The following is an 18009-nucleotide window of genomic DNA, read 5'->3' as shown; positions in this document are numbered from 1 at the left end:
CCGCATGATTTCATTGACCGACCGGTTCAAGCACAAGATCAAGACCGTTGACGAGCTGATCGAGGTCCTCGGCCCGCGGCCGCGCAAGCGCAAGGCCATCATGTGCCATGGCGTCTTCGACGTCGTGCATCCGGGCCATCTCCGGCATCTGATCTACGCCAAGAGCAAGGCCGACATCCTGATCGCCAGCCTGACCGCCGACCGCCACATCGCCAAGGGCCAACACCGCCCCCACGTGCCCCAGGACCTGCGGGCGTTGAACCTGGCGGCGTTCGAGATCGTCGATTACGTCATCATCGACCCCAACGACAAGCCGATCGACAACCTTCTCCGGCTGCAGCCCGATTACTTCGCCAAGGGCTACGAATATACCGCGACCGGTCTGCCGCCCAAGACCCAGGAAGAGGTGGAGACCGTCGGGAGTTACGGCGGCGAGGTGATCTTCACCCCCGGCGACATCGTGTATTCGTCCTCGCGGCTGATCGAGCTGGAGCCGCCGAACCTCAAGACCGAGAAGCTTCTGACCCTGATGGACATGGCCGGCATCGGGTTCGACGATCTGCGCGCCGCGCTCGGGCGGTTCGCCGGCAAGCGCGTGCATGTGCTGGGTGACACCATCGTCGATAGCCTGACCCAGTGCGCCATGATCGGCGGCCAGACCAAGACGCCGACCATGAGCGTGCTGTTCCAGGAGCGCAAGGACTACATCGGTGGCGCCGCGGTGGTGGCCGAACACATCCGCGCTGCCGGGGCCGAGGTGGTGTTCTCCACCGTCCTGGGGGACGATCCCCACAAGGATTTCGTTCTCGAGGGCCTGAAGGAGTCGGGCGTCGACTGCCGGGCGATCATCGACCCCACGCGGCCGACCACCAACAAGAACGCCATCGTCGCCGGCGGCTACCGCCTGCTCAAGGTCGACACCCTGGACAACCGCTCCATTTCGGACGAGGTCGTCGCCAAGCTGGGCGCGGCGGTGCGATCGACGCCGGCCGACGCGGTGGTCTTCGCCGATTTCCGCCACGGGATCTTCAACCGCCGCACCATTCCCGCCCTGGTCGGCGCCATCCCGGACAACACCTTCAAGGTTGCCGACAGCCAGGTCGCCAGCCGCTGGGGCAACATCACCGAGTTCCAGGGCTTCGATCTCATCACCCCCAACGAGCGTGAGGCGCGCTTCGCCCTGGCGGATCAGGATTCGGGCGTGCGGCCGCTGGCGGTGCAGGTCTACGAGGCGGCCAAAGCCAAGGTGCTGATCCTGAAGCTGGGCGATCGCGGCGTGCTGACCTGCCGCTCGCACGACCACGAATCGCTGGATTCCTTCTTCGTCGTCGATTCCTTCGTCGATCGGGTGGTCGATGCCGTCGGGGCGGGTGACGCGCTGCTGGCCTATTCCACCCTCTCCATGCTGGCGACCGGCGACCCGGTGGTGGCGACCATCATCGGCTCCATGGCGGCGGCGGTGGAGTGCGAATGCGACGGCAACATCCCGGTGCGGCCCGACGACGTGCTGGCCAAGATCGACGCCGTCGAGGCGCGCGCCAAGTACGAGCGCTGACCGCCATGCGCGCCATCGTCGTCGGCCTCGGTATCCAGGGATACAAGCGCCGCAAATTCGCCGGCGCGGACTTCGTCGCCTCGGTCGATCCGGTCAACCCGGAAGCCGACTACAGGTCCGCGCACGAGGTGCCGCTCGACGCCTATGACGCCGTCCTCGCCTGTCTGCCGGACGAGCCCAAGGTCGAGCTGCTGAGGTACTTCCTGTCGCACGGCAAGCATGTGCTGGTGGAAAAGCCGCTCTGGGCCGCCAGGGACCAGGACATCGCCGAACTCGAGCGCATCGCCCGTGCCAACCGCGCGGTGTGCTACACCGCCTACAACCACCGGTTCGAGCCGCATTTCGCCCGCATGCGCGACCTGATCGCCTCGGGCGACCTTGGCACCATCTATTCCTGCCGCATGTTCTACGGCAACGGCACGGCACGGCAGGTCCGCGAGTCGGCGTGGCGTGACGAGGGCGCCGGCGTGCTGCCGGATCTCGGCTCGCATCTGCTCGATACCTGCCGGTTCTGGTTCGGCCCGCTTGCCGACACCTTCACCGTCGTCGCCGCCAACCGCTTCGAGAACCGGGCACCGGACCACGTCATCATCGGCTCCGAGGCGAACCGGCCGCGGATCGAGCTGGAGATGACGCTGTGCATGTGGCGCAACCACTTCACCTGCGACATCCTGGCCGAGAAGGGCTCGGCCCACATCGAATCCCTGTGCAAGTGGGGGCCGGCCACCTTCACCCGGCGGACCCGGATCCTGCCCTCGGGCCGCCCGCCCGAGGAAACCCTGACGCTGGTCCAGGACGATCCCACCTGGGCGCTGGAATACCAGCACTTCAAGCGCCTGGTGGCGGCCGGGGAACAGACCGACCTGAGCAATGATTCGTGGCTTCAGGAAACGCTGCGCCGGCTGTCCGCGGAGATCGCCCGATGAGCCTTCCCGTCGTCGGCTTCGCCGGCATGACCCATCTCGGCATCAACACCGCGGCGGCGACGGCCGCCCGCGGTTTCCGGACGCTGGGCTTTGATCCCGACGCCGCGCTGGTGGCGCGGTTGGCGGCGGGCCGGCTGCCCATCGTCGAGCCGGGCCTGGACGACCTGGTGGCGGCCAATGCCGACCGCCTCGGCTTCACCGCCGACGCGGGCGATCTCAAGGCCTGCGACGTGGTCTACATCGCCGCCGACGTGCCCACCGATGACGACGCCAAGAGCGATCTTGCCCCGATCCGCGCCCTGATCGACGCGGTCGCCCCCCATCTCGGCCCCGACGCCGTGCTGGTGGTGTTGTGCCAGGTCCCGCCGGGCTTCACCCGCGCCCTCACCTCGGTCCCCCACCCCCGCCTGGTCTACCAGGTGGAAACCTTGATCTTCGGCCGTGCGGTCGAGCGCGCCATGCACCCCGAACGGTTCATCGTCGGGCTGGCCGATCCGTCGCGGGGCCTGCCGCCGGTCCTTGGGACGGTGCTGGAGGCGTTCGCGTGCCCGATCCTGCCGATGCGGTACGAATCGGCCGAACTGGCCAAGATCAGCATCAATTTCTGCCTGGTGGCGTCGGTGTCGGTGGCCAACACCCTGGCCGAGCTTTCCGAGGCCATCGGTGCCGACTGGTCCGAGATCACCCCGGCCCTGAAGCTCGACAAGCGCATCGGGCCGTTCGCCTATCTCGCCCCGGGCCTCGGCATTTCGGGCGGCAACCTCGAGCGCGACCTGCGCACGGTGATTGACATCGCGCGCGACAGGCGGACCCATGTCGGCGTCGTCGAGGCTTGGCTCGACAACAGCCAATGGCGCAAGGACTGGCCGTGGCGGACCCTGAAGGCGGCGGTGCTGGACGGCGACCCAAAGGCCCGGATTGCCGTTCTCGGCCTCGCCTACAAGGAAAACACCCATTCCACCAAGAACTCGCCGGCTCTGGTCCTGCTCGAGCATCTGACCGGCAACGACGTCGCCGTCCATGATCCGGTGGTGCCGGCCTCGGTGGTGCCGTGGGCGCGGGGCTGCGCCAGCGCCATGGAGGCGGTGGCCGGAGCGGATGCGGTGGTGATCGCCACTCCGTGGCCGGACTACCGCGGCCTGAAGGCCGACGACCTGGCGGCCGTCATGAGGGGCCGGGTGGTGATCGATCCCTATCGGATGCTGGACGGCGCGGCCGCGCGGTCGGCCGGCCTGTCGTGGTTCTGCCTGGGGGCGCCCGCCGCCGCCGGCTGAGGGGGAGGACAGCGTTCATGCTTCATCACGGTTCCTCGTTGCCCATGCCGCCGCTGCGGGTCGTGGTGATCGGTGCCGGCGGCTTCGTCGGCGGCGCCGTCTGCCGGCGGGTGGCGGCGGCCGGGGTGCCGGTGCTCGCCCTGACCCGGCGCGAGGTCGATCTGCTGGCGGCCGACGCCGCCGACGCCTTGGCGATCCTTCTGCGGCCGGGGGATTCGGTGGTGGCGGCGGCGGCGATGGCGCCGGTCAAGACGGCGGCGATGCTGCGCGACAACATGGTGATGACGGCGGCGATGATCTCGGCGTTGTCCCGGGTGGAGGCGGCCCACGTCGTCAATATCGGTTCGGACGCCATCTATGGCGATTGCGACCATCCCATGATCGAATCGGCGGTGGCGGCTCCGACCAGCCTGCACGGCGCCATGCATCTGGCCCGGGAATTGATGTTTCAGGCCGAACTCAAGGCGCCGCTGGCGACCTTGCGCCCGACCCTGATCTACGGGGCGGGCGACCCGCACAACGGATACGGGCCCAATTCCTTCCGCCGCAAGGCCAACCGGGGCGAGGATATCGTCCTGTTCGGCGAAGGCGAGGAACGCCGCGACCATGTCGCCATCGACGACGTGGCCGAACTGGTCTGGCGCATCCTGGCGCATCGCTCGACCGGCGCGCTGAACGCGGCAACCGGCGTGGTGACGAGTTTCAACGAGGTTGCCCGCCAGGTCATCGCCTTCAGCGGCAGGGAGGTGACGCTGTCCGGCAGCCCGCGCCGCGGTCCGATGCCGCACAACGGCTACCGCGCCTTCGATCCAGCGGCGACGTTGGCCGCGTTTCCCGACTTCCGCTACACCCCGCTGGCCGAGGGATTGCGGCTGGCGCAGCAGGAGGAGTTCGGCTGATGGCCCAGGTCAATCTGCTGCGATCGCTGCCCAAGCCCAGACGCAACATCGCCAAACGGGCGGAGGCCAAGGACCCGGCGGTGATCGCCATCGCCAGGCAGTACGGCGAGATGTACTGGGACGGGCCGCGCGAATACGGCTATGGCGGCTATCGCTACGATGGCCGCTGGCGGCCGGTCGCCCGCGACATCATCGATCATTACGGCCTGAAGGCTGGCATGAAGGTGCTGGATGTGGGGTGCGGCAAGGGATTCCTGGTCAAGGACCTGATGCTCGAATGTCCCGGGCTCGAGGCCTTCGGCCTCGACGTGTCGCTCTATGCCGTCACCCACGCTCCCGACGAGACCATCGGCCGCCTGCACCTGGGTACCGCCGAGCGGCTTCCGTTCCCGGACGATTCCTTCGACTGCGTCCTCTCGCTCAACACCATCCACAACTTCCCGCGGCCGCGCGCCATCCGCTGCCTGGCCGAGATCGAGCGGGTGTGCAAGGGCAGCGCCTCCTTTGTGGTGGTGGACAGCTACCATACGCCCGAGCAGAAGGAGGTGTTCGAAAGCTGGGTCCTGACGGCGGAATTCCACGACTACCCCGACGGCTGGCTCAGGGTCTTCGAGGAAGCGGGATATAGCGGCGATTGGGACTGGACGGTCATCGAATAGGCATCCTCGGCGGAGTTGGCATGTGAAGGGGACTGAGCACATCACGGGGGCTGGGGACTCTGTCGTCGATTTCAGCGTGCAATGGCGCAATTTCGGCGGCGACAACACAGGTTATTATGTTTCCGCGGACATGCTGGCCGATATCGTCGGTCCGCTTCTGCCGGTGGATGCCATTGCCGGAAAGGATGTTGCCGACATCGGCAGTGGGACCGGCCGCATCGTCGCCATGCTTCTTGATGCCGGGGCGCGGCATGTGGTCGCGGTCGAGCCGTCCGAAGGCATTCACGCCCTGAGGCGCAACCTTGCCGACCGCATGGATCGGGTCACGGCGCTGCAGGGGCGCGGTGACACACTGCCCGGGACCGATGCCTTCGACTTGATTTTTTCCATTGGCGTCCTTCATCATGTCCCCGATCCCGGCCCGATTGTCGATACAGCCTTCCGGGCATTGCGGCCGGGCGGCAGCATGGTGGTCTGGCTGTACGGCAAGGAGGGAAATGGGCTTTACCTGGCGCTGCTCGCCGGCTTGCGGGTGCTGGCGAGGTGGTCGCCCCACTGGCTCCTCACCAGTTCGGCTTGGCTACTCAGCGGCACCGCGAGCCTGTACGGAGGTCTGTGCAGGTACCTTCCGCTTCCGTTGCGGCGGTACTTCGTCGAACAGTTCCTGAAGTTGAGCCCCAAGCAGCGGATGATGACCGTCTACGACCAGCTCAACCCCAGCCACGCCAAATATTATACCAATGCGGAAGCTCATGCGCTTCTTGCCGCACGCGGTTTCCATGACGTATGTTGCTATCATCGTCACGGCTACAGCTGGACCGTAATCGGGCGGAAACCCGCGGCCCCACCCGGTTGACCGCGAGGCTACGCGTCCCCAAATATTCGCAGCGGCAACCTGTTCGGGTGCCGGCTCCCCCATTCCTGGTCCGCTAAGGGCCTGTTCTGACGGTGTGACAGGCGAAATCGACGTGTCTTCCGAGATCGATCTTTCGCTGCTGCGGCCAAGCTCAGCCAAGAATTCCGTGGATCGCGACGGAGGTCTGCCTGACGGCCCGGCCAATGCGGCGGCCCGCAGCCTACGGATTCTGCTTCTCGAACCCTACTTTCCTGCCGAAGCGGTGTGGGGCAGTGCGAAGACCGAGCAGGGGTTCCTGCCTCCCATGGGGACCATTTCGGTCTATGGCTGGCTGAAGCACCGCGGGTTCGATGTGACCTTCCTCGACACACAGTTCGGCGACCTCGATCCCGAGCAGATCGGGAACATCTTGGTGGATGGCGGCTTCGACGTGGTCGGGCTGCCCACCTTCACGCCGACGGCCGACTACGTGTTCGACACCGCCCGGCTGGTACGCCGATGCCTGCCGAAGGCGGCCATCATCCTGGGCAACGTGCATGCGTCCCAGTTGCCGGAATTCACCCTGACCCAGTGTCCGGCGGCGGATTTCGTGATTCGCCACGAGGCCGAAGTCACCATCGAGATGCTTCTGGAGGCGCTCGCTGGCGGTCTGAGCGATTTTTCCGCCATCGCCGGGCTGGTGTGGCGGCGGCCTGATGGAGCAATCGTGGTCAACCCCCCACGTCCCTTCATCCGGAACCTGGACGATCTGCCTCCGGGGTTCTACTCCGATCTCAAGCTGGACCGTTACGTACCCCACCCCACCCAATACATCCGGCTTCCCAATTATCCGCTCATGACCCAGCGGGGATGCCCCTATTCATGTTCCTACTGCGAAGCCGGCTCGATCCTCGGGAAAAAGATGCGCATGCACAGTCCCGAGCGCGTCCTTGAGGAATTGCGGATTTTGAAGCACGAGAAGGGCGCGCGTGGGGTTTATTTTCAGGACTCCACCTTCACCATTAACAAGAAATGGGTGATGCGGCTCATGGAGTTGATGGTAAAGGACGGGCTGGACCTGCTATGGACCTGCAACACCCGTGCTGACCGCATCGACCCCGAGATGTTGGATGCCATGTATGCGGCGGGCTGCCGGCAATTGGCGATGGGGTTGGAATCCGGCAACCAGAGCTCCCTGGACCTGATCCGCAAGGGGTGTACCGTCGAACAGCAGACCCAAGGGGTGCAATGGGCCATGTCTGCCCGAATGCGGTGTCTTACCAGCTACATCCTGTGTCTTCCCAATGAAACTCCCGAGATGGTTCGAAATACCATAGACTATGCCAAGAGTCTGCGTACCCACACGGCGATGTTCTACCTTCCGGTCCCCTTTCCTGGTTCCGATTTCTTCCTGGCGTGCCAGCAAAGCGGAGGAATCCGTAGGACCGTGCGCTGGAGCGATTTCATCGCCATCGATTTCGACAATCCCGTCTACGTGAACCCCAACTTCGGTGCCGACGGGATGCGGCACTGGTACCGCCAAGCCTATCTCGACTACTACCGCTCGCCGGGCGTGTGGTGGAGCAATCTGACGGCAATCCGAGGCATAGAGGATGCGCGGCGCCTGTTTCGCGGCGGGCGCGGGCTAGCCATGCTGGTCGGCAAGGATTTGCGCGGACTGTTGCGGCAGATGTATCGCGGGTTTCATGGCCAGGGTGCGCCGGTCGAGTGAGCGGCCGTTCCGAAGCTTATTCGGCGTTGGTTCCTTCGTGCGCCGATCGCAGCTTGTTGCGCCAGTTTTCCAGCCGGTCCACCCGGTTGTAATAGACGATCTGGGGTGATCGGCGGACGAGGATGCCGTCGGCTTCGGTTTCCTCGAAGGACAGCTGCGCCCATCCGTTGCAGTTGGTGCAGAACGGCACCTTGTCCCATTGGCCGGTCTCGTGGAAATAGCGCACCTTGGCGAAGGCCTCGCCGGTCCAGACCGCCTGGGCCCCCTGCTCGAAGACGTTGCCGACGTCGGTGACCTTGAAACCGTCCAGGCAGCAGATGGTGGCGGTGCCGTCGTTGAAGACCGGCAATGTGTTGTACAGCGTGGGGCAGGGCCGGCGTTCGGCCGGCGTCTCCATCTCGGGGAAGGTGCCGTTCTCGAACAACAGGCCGACGCGGACACAGTCGACCCTGGAAATCCAGCGCTCGACGAAGGCGTCGGCCTCGTGGCGATTGGTGTCCTGCACGGTGAAGGAGACGCTGATCCGGGGCGTCAGCGCCCGCCCGCGCGCCGCCAGCAACCGGAACACCCCCGCCTCGATGGCTTCCAGCCGGTCGAGCCCGCGCACCAGGGCCAGGGTCCCGGGCGTGACGGCGTCGATGCTCACCGAGACCGAGTCCACCCCCTCGGCCACCAGCATGTCCGACACCGCCTGGGACAGGGCCAGCCCGTTGGTGTTGAGGGCGACTTCCATGCCGCGGCACTTCATGGCGCGGATGGTGCCGGCCAGATCGGGGATGAGCAGCGGTTCGCCGTACATGTTCGGCTGAACCAGCGGCCGCGCCGGGGCAAGCTCGTCCAGCAGCCGTTCGGCGGCATCCGGAGGCATCACCCCCTTGACGTCGTCGATGGCCTCCTGGTCGCCCGACCCCCAGACGGTGCACATGGGGCAGCGCAGGTTGCACCGGGTGGCGAAATCGATCAGCACCCTGGGCGGCAGATCGGGCACCGGCATCGGTGTCCAGTCCAGCGCGGGATCGACCCAGGGCGCCTTGCTCCAGTCGGTCATCGGACGGCCCGCCTCACGGCAGCGCGTACAGGACGGATTCGATCACGCCCTCGTCCTGCTGGCGCAGGAAGAAGCGGTAGTCGGGGCGGATCGCATCGATCAGTTCGAAGATGTCGCACAGGTCCGAGGGGCGGTGATAGACCGAGATGGCCAGTCGCGGCTTCCATGCCCGGATGGCCTCGCGCGCACCGTTCAGGGCCGCGATCTCGGCCCCCTCGATGTTCATCTTGACGTAGGTGACTCGCCCGCCCGCCAGCACGTCGTCCAGGCTGGTCACCGGCACCTCGATGGTGCCGCCGTCGCCGTCCAGGATCGAGCCGCGGCTGGCATCGTTGCGGAAGCGCAGGACGCCGGTCTCGGACCACAGGCCCTTGTTGATCGGCTCCACCCGCGGCTCGCCGCGGAAATTGGCGGCCAGGGCGGCGAAGGTGTTCGGGTCCGGCTCGAACCCGATGACCCGCTGGTACCGGCCGCCGACCCGGTCGATGAACATGCGGATGGAATCGCCGTCGAAGGTGCCGGCATCGACATAGACCTCGTCCCCGGTGAAGGTGAACAGGCCTTGCGGAAAATACAGGTCGTGGTCCACCACCGGGACGAAATGGTCGGGATCGACGGTCAGGCGGAAGGCGATGAAGGCGTCGAGCGCGCGACGCGACGCATCGTCGCCCAGGCGCCCGGCCAGCCGGGCGATGCGGTCGCGATCGCCAACGGTGCGTTCCAGCCATTCGACGAAGAACATGTGCGGCTGAAAGACGTCCGGCTCCATCACCTGCAGCAGGGAAAGCAGCTCCACCTGCGCGAAGCCGTCGCCCTTGAGACGGGTGCGCAGCGGCCTGCCGCGATGCGAAGCGACGATGACGGGGACGGATCGTTCCAGGCCGTCGAGGCGCGACACCGGGACCACGGTGGCCGTTCCCTCGGTGGTTCCCAGCAGCGCCGGATTGTCGTCGCACCAGGCGGCGACCTCGATGCCCTTGTGCTGGCACTGGCTCACGAAGGCGCGCCCCTCGTCGCGCGCGCCGACCACCGCCACGCGGCGCAAGTGTCCCGAGGACAGCCCCGGATGGGCGGCCAACAGCGAGGCCCTGAGGTCCCCGGCCGAGCCGGCGGCCATCAGAGCCCGCAGCCAGGGCATGGTTTGGTCGGAAGCGTTCATATCGGGCCTGCCATCGGTTCGGGGGTCGACATCCTACATCATGCGGTAGCGTCCGCCGGGCGACGCCAGCAGGGCGTCGGGGCGGGCCTCCAGCGCCTGCCGGGCCAGCGCCACCAGCGTGGCGGCACGATACAGCCGGCAGACGGTGGAAGATACCAGATCGACGGACAGCGCGCCCCGTTCCGCCAGCGCGTCCTGCATGCGGAAATAGTCGCGGCGCAGAAACAAGTGGCGGCGTAGCCGCACATCGACCGTCCGGCCGTCGCGGGCGCGGCAAAGATAGGTCTCGGTCTGGTCCGGGGGGCGCACGTAATGGTCCGGGGCGGTGATCTCCTCGGCATGGTGCAGCAGCGTGCAGCAATCCATGCTGATCCCCATCATCAGCACCCAGGACTCCGCCTCGGCGAGCCGGCCGAACGGGCTGTTGCGTCCGCAGGGGGTGTCGTCCAGATGGTGGCCGTCGGTGAGGCGCGCCGCCGCCGGCCCGCGGGCGGCGACCGAGTGGGTCGGGTGCAGGCTGCGGTGGGTGGCCGGTCCGCGGCGGAACAGTTCGGTCAGCACACCGGTGTTGGACGGGGTCGCCAGCTCGTCGAAGACCGGGTTGGCGGGCTTGACGAAGCGCCAGGACATGGTCGGCATGACCAGGGTGCCGGGGGTCATGTGCTCGGCCAGGACATCGACCACCGCGGCGGGGTCGAAGCCCTCGCGCCCCATGCCCCGGAACGCGCTGTGCACCAGCAGGATGCCGTCGCGCGGCACACCCCGCCGTTTCAGCATGCGTGCGACGGCGGCCTCACGGCTTGGGCTTGCGGACAACGAAATTCCCCATCACCAGGGCGTCGAGCCCGCAACCGAAAAAGGTCATGATGGCATCGCGGGGGGTCTCGACGATGGGCTGGCCCTTCAGGTTGAAGCTGGTGTTCAGGATGACCGGTACGTCGCTCAACGCCTTGTATTTAGAGATCAGGTCGTAATAAAGCTCGTTGGTCGAGCTTTTCACCGTCTGCAGGCGGGCGGTGCCGTCGGCGTGGACCACGGCACGGATGCCATCGGCCTTCCCGGGCAAAGCATCGACGGTGAAGGACATGGTCGGCAGGTCGCGGCCGTCGGTACGGAAATAGGCCTCCGCGTCCTCGTACAGGGCCGAGGGGGCGAAGGGGCGGAATTCCTCGCGGTACTTGATACGGGCGTTGACCTTGTCGCGCATCTTCTCGTCGCCGCAGGGTGCGACGATCGAGCGGTTGCCCAGCGCCCGGGCGCCGGCTTCCGAGCGGCCCTGGTACCAGCCGAGGATCATGTCCTGGGCCAGCATCTCGGCGGCGGCCTCGCGTCCGTCTGGGACCTCCTCGAAGGGAATGGAATTGGCGACCAGCTCCTTGCGGATATCGTCGTCGGAATAGGACGAGCCGAGATAGGCGTCCCACAGCTGCCACGGCGAATCGCCCGACATCACCGCGCCGAGATAGGCGCAGCCCAGCGCCAGACCGCGATCCGAGGCGACGGGCGAGACGTAGACGTTGTCGAACAGGCCGGAATACATCAGCCGACGGTTGGCGGCACAGTTTAGGGCGACGCCACCGGCGTAGCAGAAGTTCCCGATCCCGGAATTGGCGGCCTTCATCTCCGCCGCCAGCGTCATCAGGCATTCTTCGAACGCCGCCTGGGTCGAGCGCGCCACGTCCTTGTGGAATTGCGTCAGGGGGGTGCCGGGGGTGCGGTTCGGCTGGCCCAGCAGCTCGGCCAGACGGGGCGAGTAGGTGGGCTCGAACGGCGACCGGGTCGGCGGGTCAGAGCGCAGGAAATGCGGGTCGAAGTCCCAGCCGCCCGGGGCGGGACGGATGATCCGCGACACATCCACCGACGGCTCGCCATAGGGCGCCAGGCCCATGACCTTGTACTCGTCCCCGTCGGTGAAGCCGAGGTAGTAGGTCATCATGGTGTAGAAATAGCCGATGGAGCGGGCGGTCGGGATGGTCTCCAGGACCTTGATGCCATCACCCTTCGACGCGCTGGCGATCATGCCGCAGGCGCCGTCGCCGCTGGCGTCGAGGGTCAGGCACAACGCCTCGTCATAGCCCGAGCCGTAGAAGGCGGCGGCAACATGGGCTTCCTGGTGGTGTACCAGCTCGACCCGCGGGCACGAGCCGAACAGGTGGCGCAGATAGTCGCGGATGCGGTCGGCGAAGAAGTCGTAGGTGATGCCGGGGGCGACCACCAGATCCACCTGTTCCCAGCGGATTCCCGCCATCTTCAGGCAGGCGCGGATGGAATGCTCGGGTAGCATGCCGTAGCAGGACTTAACCCGCAGGTAGCGCTCTTCCTCGCACAGGGCGACGATGCGGCCGTTGATGGCCAGCGCCGCCGCCGGTTCATGCTGGTTGACGGTCACACCGCCGTGAAGGCCGAGAACGATCATGCGCAGGCTACCACTTGGTGGCGACGCGCTGCAGCGACGGGTGGGAGACGAAGCAGTGCCAGATGACCGCCTGGAACGCCTCGGCGTGCGGGGTGACCAGGTTGGCGTCCACGGTCGGCACCACCACCACCTCGGTCCCCACCTGCTTGGTGTAGCCGCCGTCGCGGCCGACGATGCCGAGAATGGTGGCGTTGCGGGCGCGGGCGAGGTCGAGGGCCTTGATCAGGTTGGGGCTGACGTTGCGCTCGGCATTGCCGCCGCCGACCGAGAACACCATCACCGCATCCTTGTCGTTCAGCCGGCTGGTCTCGAGCCAGCCGGCGAAGACGGTGTCCCAGCCCTCGTCGTTGGTGCGGGCGGTCAGTTCGGAGACGTTGTCGGTCGGCGCATAGGTCTCGATGCCGCAGAGCTTGCGGAAATCGTTGACGGCATGGGCGCAATTGGCGGCGCTGCCGCCGACCCCCAGCAGGAACAGACGTCCGCCGTCCTCGCGCACCTTGGCAAGGCGCTGGACCACGGCTTCAAGTTTGGACGGGTCCAGGGACCGGGCGATTTCTGCGGTTTGGGCGAGGTATTGCGCCGCGTGTGACATGGGACCTTCTCGCGTGCCGGGAGCTGTGGGCGGCCATCTTGCGCAACGGTGCCTGACCTGTCCAGGACTCTGTTGAACCCGCCGCCCATCCGGCGTAGGAAGGCCCGATGTGCGGCATCGCGGGTTTCATCGGCGGCAGGACGGACAGGCTTCGCGAGGACGGGGCGGCGATGATCGCCACCCTGGCGCATCGCGGCCCCGACGGCGACGGCCTGTGGCTGGATCCGGAGGTTCCCGCCTGCCTCGGCCATCGCCGCCTGGCGGTGGTCGATCTGTCGCCCGCCGGGCGGCAGCCGATGGCATCGGCCTCGGGCCGATCCGTCATCGTCTATAACGGCGAGGTCTACAATGCCGACGAGCTGCGCCGCGCGCTCGAGGCCGCCGGCCTGGCCTTCCGCGGCCATTCCGACACCGAGGTGGTGGTCGAGGCCTGCGAGGCCTGGGGCATCGACAAGACGCTGGAACGCCTCAACGGCATGTTCGCCTTCGCCCTGTGGGACCGGGCCGAAAGGTGCCTCCGGCTGGCGCGCGACCGGCTCGGCATCAAGCCGCTGTACTGGAGCGGCGGCGAGGACGGGCTGGCCTTCGCGTCGGAACTGAAGGCGCTGCAGGCGCGTTCCGGCTGGCATGCCGAGATCGACCGCTCGGCGGTGGCCTCGTTCCTGCGCTTCGGCTATGTCCCGGCGCCCGGGACCATCTGGAGCGGGATCGCCAAGCTGGAGCCGGCGACGGTATTGAGCTGGCGGCCGGGCGCGCGGCCGGTGATCCGCCGCTACTGGGACGCGACCGAATGCGCCGCCGCCGCGCCCGCCGCCATGAGCGCGCCGGAAGCGGTCGCGGCGCTGGATGCCCTGCTACGCGACGCGGTGGCGCGCCAGATGGTGGCCGACGTGCCCCTGGGCGCCTTTCTGTCCGGCGGCATCGATTCGTCCACCGTGGCAGCGCTGATGCAGGCGCAAAGCGGGCGCCGGGTGCGCACCTTCTCCATCGGCTTTCGCGAAGCCGCCTACGACGAATCCGAACATGCCGCCGCGGTGGCGCGCCATCTCGGCACCGACCACACCCGTCTGATGGTCGAGCCCGGCCATGCCCTCGAGGTGATCCCCGAGCTGCCCCGCTGGTATGACGAGCCGTTCGGCGATTCGTCGCAGATCCCCACCGCGCTGCTGTCGCGGATGACGCGCGCGCACGTCACCGTCGCGCTGTCGGGGGACGGCGGCGACGAATTGTTCGCGGGCTACACCCGTTATGCCGTCGCCCGCCGCTTCGGGCCGGCCCTGGTCGCGGTGCCGCGCCCGTTGCGGGCCGCCGCCGCGGGCCTGGTGCGGATGGTGCCGCCGTCGGCCTGGGACCGCCTGGCGGCGCCGGTGCCGGCCCGCTGGCGTCCCGCCCATCCCGGCGACCGGCTGTACAAGCTCGCCGACGTGCTGACGGTCCGCCGCCCCGAGGATTTCTACAAGCGCCTGGTCAGCCATTGGCACGACCCGGCCGCCGTGGTCATCGGCGCCGGTGCCGAGGCGCCGGGCAAGCTCGACCAACCCGGCCTGGCGCGGCGCATCCCGGACTTCGTCACCCGCATGCAGTTGGCCGATCTGTCGAGCTACCTGCCCGACGACATCCTGACCAAGGTGGACCGGGCCAGCATGGCCTTTTCCCTCGAGGCGCGGGTGCCCCTGCTCGATCACCGGGTGGTGGAATTCGCGCTCGGGCTGCCGCTTGGGCAGCGGATACGGGCGGGACGGGGGAAATGGCTGCTTCGCCGGGTGCTGTCCCGTTACGTGCCCGACGCGCTGGTCGAACGGCCGAAGATGGGGTTCGGGGTTCCCATCGGGGCATGGCTGAAGGGGCCGTTGCGGGACTGGGCCGAGTCCCTGCTCGACGAAAGCCGGCTTCGGCACGAGGGTTTTCTCGATCCGGCGCCCATTCGCGCCCGCTGGCGCCAGCATCTGGCCGGCACCGCCAACTGGCAATATCCGCTGTGGGACGTGCTGATGTTCCAGGCGTGGCTCGAGGCGCAGCGGACCTACCAGTGAAACCGCCGCCGGCTGGCGTGCATCCACAGCACGAAGCCGTCATAGGGGGCGAGCCGGATCTCGCCGAACACCTCGCCGGGCGAAAGCGCCGCCCAGTTGCGCCCTTCGGTCAGGCGCACCGCCGCCAGCCGCGCGTCGTCCATGGTCACGGTGAAGTAGGTGCGGGTCAGCATCGGACCGGCGGCGAAGGCGTAGTCGAAGGTACTGGTGGTGAAGTAGGACAGTTCGGCCAAGGCGAAGGCGAGGCCGGTTTCCTCGGCCAGCTCGCGCACCAGGGCGGCAGGCGGGTCCTCGCCGTCCTCCAGCGCGCCGCCGAAGCAGGCCCAGTGTCCGGGATAGGGAATGCCGGGGGTGTCGTCGCGCAACTGCAGGACATAGCGACCATCGACGGTGACCAGGATGGCCGCGGCGGCGGGGCGCAGCCGCATGGGTGTCGGGTCTTCGAGGAAATGCAGCTGGTTGCCGGGCCGCCCGGTCACGTCGGCATCTCCAGGCGGCGCCCCGCATGCGCCCCCCAGCCGGCCGCCGCGATCTCCAGCGCCTGCAGCATCTGCCAGGCCTGGGTGCGCCGCGAATAGAAGGGTGCGGCGGCATGGCTGCGTTCGGCAAGGCGTGCCAGCAGGTCGTGTTCATCCTTCAGGCGCGCCGCGGCCTCGGCCAGCTTTTCCGGGTCGCCCGCCGGCACCCACAGCCCGGCCTCCTCGCGTTCGATGATTTCCTGCGCCTCGCCCTTGGGCATCACCCCCAGCAGCGGCTTGCCCATGCCCATGGCCTCGAAGATCTTCGAGGGGATGACCTCGGCGAACACCGGCGAATCCTTCAGGTGGACCAGGGCGACGTCGCAGACGCTCCAGATGCTCGGCATGCGGCTCTTGGGCTGCGGGCCGATCATGACGAGGTTCCGCAGGTTGCGGCGGTCCGCCTCGGCCTTGACCATCGCCCGCTCGGCGCCGTCGCCGACCATCAGGAAGCAGATGTCGGGGCGGTGGCGCAGCAGATCCGCCGCCTCGACCACGTTCATCAGGTTGTGGGCCATGCCGTGGGTGCCGACATAGCCGATGACGAAGCGCCCCGAAAGGCCCCATTCCGCCGCCAGATCCTCGTCGCGCAAGCGGGGGGCGTAGCGCGACAGATCGACGCCGTTCCTCACCACCGCGATCTTGTCCGGGTCGATGCCGCGCTCCGAAAGGTTCGCCTTGAACGCGTTGGTCAGGGCGACGACGCAGGCGGACCGGCGGTACAGGAACAGCTCCAGCCATTCCATCACGGCCAGACCGACATTGCGGCGCATGACGCCGACGCCGATGATCGAGGCCGGCCAGATGTCGCCCAGTTCGAAGACGAACGGGATGCGGCGGCAGAAGCCGATCAGCCAGCCGGCGACGGCGGCGAAGAATTGCGGGCTGGTGGCGACCACCACGTCGGGACGGGACTGGACCAGACCGGCGGCGCCGGCGGTGAACATGAAGCTGAGAAAGTCGAGGGTGCGCAGCAGGGTGCCTCTGTTGGCGGTGATGAAGGTTTTCACCCGGACGATGCGGATGCCGTCCTTCTCTTCAACCGCGTACCAGTCGTTCCGGTAGCCGGCGTGGATCGTGCCCTGGGGAAAATTGGGGGCCGAGGTGATCACCGTCACCTGATGGCCCCAGCGCACCCAATAGAGGGCGCGCTCGTAGACGCGGGTGGCGGCGGCGTTGGTCTCGGGCGGGAAATTGTCGGCCAGGAACAGGATCTTCACGGCCCCACCTCCAGGACGCGGCGGTACAGGTCCATGGTCTGATCGACCACCCCCGCCACACCGAATTCGGCTTCCGCCTTGGCCCGGCTCGCCGCCCCCATGCGGCGGCGCAGATCCGGGTCGGCTGCCAGCTTCGCCATGGCTTCGGCCAGGACGCACCAGTCGCAAACGGGAACCAGCAGCCCGTTGACCCCGTCAAGGACGACCTCGCGGCAGCCGGGGACGTCGGTGGTGATGATCGGCCGGCCGCAGGCGGCGGCTTCCAGCAGCGCCTTCGGCAGGCCCTCGCGATAGGACGGCAGCACGCAGACATGGGCCTTGGCCCAGAAGCCGGGGATGTCGGACGTCTCGCCCAGCCATCGGACGCATCCCTCGGCATTCCAGGCCGAGAGCTGCTCCCGGCTCAGGGATGTCGGGTTCTCCGGATCGGGGGCGCCGACCAGCCACACCTCCGCCGATATTCCGGCCCGGGCGAGTTCACGGGACGCCAGCACGATCTCGCGGATGCCCTTGTCGGCCAGCATGCGGCTCACCACGGCGAACACCACCGGGCCGTCCGGCTCGGGCGAGGGCCGGAAGTGCGACAGATCAACGCCCGAGCCGCGGATCACCCGGACGTGTTCGGCGTCGGCGACCCGGCCGCCGACCAGCATCGCGCTGTCGTCGCCGTTCTGCAGGATGAGCCAGGAATGGCGGCGCCGCAGCACCGTGCGCAGCCAGATCACGAGAAGGCGGCGGATCAGGCGGATGCGCAGGCTGGCGGACATGAAGATGTAGCCCATCCCGGCCAGGGCGCTGACGGTGTGGGGGATTCCGGCGCAAATGGCGGCGGTGGCGCCGTAGAGGACTGGCTTCAGGCCGACGCTGTGCAGGATGTCGGGCCGCTCCCGGCGCAGCAGACGCCACACGCGGTACAAGGTCGCCAGTTCCTGCAGCGGATGGCGGCCGGCGCGGCGCATGGTGATGGGCACCGTGCGGATGCCGGGCATGTCGATTTCGCTGCCGGCCATCACCCGGGTCGCCACCACCACCTCCCATCCCAGGTCGCGGCAGGCGCAGGCCAGTTCCAGCCGGTGCGACAGCAGGTAGCCGCTCTCCGTGATCAGGAACAGGATCTTGCGGCGTCTATGCATGGGGGGGCCG

16 protein-coding genes are annotated in these 18009 nt (G+C 67.6%); 8 read left to right on the top strand and 8 right to left on the bottom strand.

From position 1 onward, the window contains the following. Nucleotides 1-4: 4 nt before the first annotated feature. The 7 genes from MTBUT4_RS00860 to MTBUT4_RS00830 all read left to right on the top strand — a co-directional run bounded on the left by MTBUT4_RS00860 (nucleotide 5) and on the right by MTBUT4_RS00830 (nucleotide 7880). Nucleotides 5-1555 carry a PfkB family carbohydrate kinase gene (locus MTBUT4_RS00860; protein WP_173977771.1) on the top strand — a complete coding sequence of 517 codons (1551 nt, stop codon included), beginning with the start codon at nucleotides 5-7 and terminating at the stop codon, nucleotides 1553-1555. Between the two features lie 5 nt (nucleotides 1556-1560). After that, a complete protein-coding gene (locus tag MTBUT4_RS00855; RefSeq protein WP_173977770.1) occupies nucleotides 1561-2481 on the top strand; it encodes a Gfo/Idh/MocA family protein in 921 nt (306 codons plus the stop codon). Continuing rightward, nucleotides 2478-3755, top strand: a complete 1278-nt coding sequence (locus tag MTBUT4_RS00850) for a nucleotide sugar dehydrogenase (protein WP_173977769.1) — start codon at nucleotides 2478-2480, stop codon at nucleotides 3753-3755. Before MTBUT4_RS00855 ends, MTBUT4_RS00850 begins: the two co-directional genes overlap by 4 nt. Nucleotides 3756-3772: 17 nt before the next feature. Beyond that, complete coding sequence (locus MTBUT4_RS00845; protein ID WP_173977768.1) at nucleotides 3773-4654, top strand: NAD(P)-dependent oxidoreductase; 882 nt, start codon at nucleotides 3773-3775, stop codon at nucleotides 4652-4654. Beyond that, nucleotides 4654-5313 (top strand): class I SAM-dependent methyltransferase, encoded by a 660-nt coding sequence (locus MTBUT4_RS00840; protein WP_173977767.1) that lies wholly within the window; start codon nucleotides 4654-4656, stop codon nucleotides 5311-5313. The genes MTBUT4_RS00845 and MTBUT4_RS00840 overlap by 1 nt, the downstream gene beginning before the upstream one ends. A 22-nt stretch (nucleotides 5314-5335) precedes the next feature. Next, nucleotides 5336-6169 (top strand): class I SAM-dependent methyltransferase, encoded by an 834-nt coding sequence (locus MTBUT4_RS00835; RefSeq protein ID WP_217424084.1) that lies wholly within the window; start codon nucleotides 5336-5338, stop codon nucleotides 6167-6169. A 112-nt stretch (nucleotides 6170-6281) separates the two neighbouring features. Next, entirely contained in the window at nucleotides 6282-7880 is a 1599-nt protein-coding gene (locus tag MTBUT4_RS00830) for a B12-binding domain-containing radical SAM protein (protein ID WP_173977766.1), read from the top strand. Nucleotides 7881-7896: 16 nt separating this feature from the next. Here the strand turns inward: MTBUT4_RS00830 and MTBUT4_RS00825 are convergent, their stop codons facing one another. From MTBUT4_RS00825 to MTBUT4_RS00805, 5 genes are read right to left on the bottom strand one after another with little or no spacing between them, the layout of a single operon-like run. Next, nucleotides 7897-8928, bottom strand: a complete 1032-nt coding sequence (locus tag MTBUT4_RS00825; protein WP_173977765.1) for a radical SAM/SPASM domain-containing protein — start codon at nucleotides 8926-8928, stop codon at nucleotides 7897-7899. Nucleotides 8929-8941: 13 nt separating this feature from the next. Continuing rightward, nucleotides 8942-10087, bottom strand: a complete 1146-nt coding sequence (locus MTBUT4_RS00820) for an FkbM family methyltransferase (protein ID WP_173977764.1) — start codon at nucleotides 10085-10087, stop codon at nucleotides 8942-8944. Nucleotides 10088-10120: 33 nt separating this feature from the next. Next, entirely contained in the window at nucleotides 10121-10864 is a 744-nt protein-coding gene (locus tag MTBUT4_RS00815) for an AAC(3) family N-acetyltransferase (protein WP_173977763.1), read from the bottom strand. Nucleotides 10865-10880: 16 nt separating this feature from the next. Then, nucleotides 10881-12503, bottom strand: a complete 1623-nt coding sequence (locus MTBUT4_RS00810) for a carbamoyltransferase C-terminal domain-containing protein (RefSeq protein WP_173977762.1) — start codon at nucleotides 12501-12503, stop codon at nucleotides 10881-10883. A gap of 7 nt (nucleotides 12504-12510) precedes the next feature. Continuing rightward, complete coding sequence (locus MTBUT4_RS00805; RefSeq protein ID WP_173977761.1) at nucleotides 12511-13095, bottom strand: SIS domain-containing protein; 585 nt, start codon at nucleotides 13093-13095, stop codon at nucleotides 12511-12513. Nucleotides 13096-13202: 107 nt separating this feature from the next. On the opposite strand from MTBUT4_RS00805, the gene asnB reads away from it, so the two are divergent. Then, a complete protein-coding gene (asnB, locus tag MTBUT4_RS00800; RefSeq protein ID WP_173977760.1) occupies nucleotides 13203-15128 on the top strand; it encodes an asparagine synthase (glutamine-hydrolyzing) in 1926 nt (641 codons plus the stop codon). On the opposite strand, the gene MTBUT4_RS00795 is transcribed toward asnB, so the two are convergent. From MTBUT4_RS00795 to MTBUT4_RS00785, 3 genes are read right to left on the bottom strand one after another with little or no spacing between them, the layout of a single operon-like run. Then, on the bottom strand, nucleotides 15119-15607 hold the full coding sequence (locus tag MTBUT4_RS00795; protein WP_254434685.1) for an NUDIX domain-containing protein: 489 nt from the start codon (nucleotides 15605-15607) through the stop codon (nucleotides 15119-15121). The genes asnB and MTBUT4_RS00795 overlap by 10 nt on opposite strands. Then, nucleotides 15604-16866, bottom strand: a complete 1263-nt coding sequence (locus tag MTBUT4_RS00790) for a glycosyltransferase family 4 protein (protein WP_173977759.1) — start codon at nucleotides 16864-16866, stop codon at nucleotides 15604-15606. The genes MTBUT4_RS00795 and MTBUT4_RS00790 overlap by 4 nt, the downstream gene beginning before the upstream one ends. Next, nucleotides 16863-17999: a glycosyltransferase family 4 protein gene (locus MTBUT4_RS00785; protein ID WP_173977758.1), complete on the bottom strand. Its 1137-nt coding sequence runs from the start codon at nucleotides 17997-17999 to the stop codon at nucleotides 16863-16865. The genes MTBUT4_RS00790 and MTBUT4_RS00785 overlap by 4 nt, the downstream gene beginning before the upstream one ends. Between the last annotated feature and the right edge of the window lie 10 nt (nucleotides 18000-18009).

The sequence above is a fragment of the Magnetospirillum sp. UT-4 genome, from assembly GCF_902729435.1.
Lineage (GTDB): Bacteria > Pseudomonadota > Alphaproteobacteria > Rhodospirillales > Magnetospirillaceae > Magnetospirillum.
This window is presented reverse-complemented; position numbering and strand designations above follow the sequence as displayed.

Bases quoted from the DNA above. Each gene is read 5' to 3' on its own strand.
- MTBUT4_RS00860 (WP_173977771.1), top strand. From the start codon at position 5: ATGATTTCATTGACCGACCGGTTCAAGCACAAGATCAAGACCGTTGAC.
- MTBUT4_RS00855 (WP_173977770.1), top strand. From the start codon at position 1,561: ATGCGCGCCATCGTCGTCGGCCTCGGTATCCAGGGATACAAGCGCCGC.
- MTBUT4_RS00850 (WP_173977769.1), top strand. From the start codon at position 2,478: ATGAGCCTTCCCGTCGTCGGCTTCGCCGGCATGACCCATCTCGGCATC.
- MTBUT4_RS00845 (WP_173977768.1), top strand. From the start codon at position 3,773: ATGCTTCATCACGGTTCCTCGTTGCCCATGCCGCCGCTGCGGGTCGTG.
- MTBUT4_RS00840 (WP_173977767.1), top strand. From the start codon at position 4,654: ATGGCCCAGGTCAATCTGCTGCGATCGCTGCCCAAGCCCAGACGCAAC.
- MTBUT4_RS00825 (WP_173977765.1), bottom strand. From the start codon at position 8,928: ATGACCGACTGGAGCAAGGCGCCCTGGGTCGATCCCGCGCTGGACTGG.
- MTBUT4_RS00820 (WP_173977764.1), bottom strand. From the start codon at position 10,087: ATGAACGCTTCCGACCAAACCATGCCCTGGCTGCGGGCTCTGATGGCC.
- MTBUT4_RS00815 (WP_173977763.1), bottom strand. From the start codon at position 10,864: ATGCTGAAACGGCGGGGTGTGCCGCGCGACGGCATCCTGCTGGTGCAC.
- MTBUT4_RS00810 (WP_173977762.1), bottom strand. From the start codon at position 12,503: ATGATCGTTCTCGGCCTTCACGGCGGTGTGACCGTCAACCAGCATGAA.
- MTBUT4_RS00805 (WP_173977761.1), bottom strand. From the start codon at position 13,095: ATGTCACACGCGGCGCAATACCTCGCCCAAACCGCAGAAATCGCCCGG.
- asnB (WP_173977760.1), top strand. From the start codon at position 13,203: ATGTGCGGCATCGCGGGTTTCATCGGCGGCAGGACGGACAGGCTTCGC.
- MTBUT4_RS00785 (WP_173977758.1), bottom strand. From the start codon at position 17,999: ATGCATAGACGCCGCAAGATCCTGTTCCTGATCACGGAGAGCGGCTAC.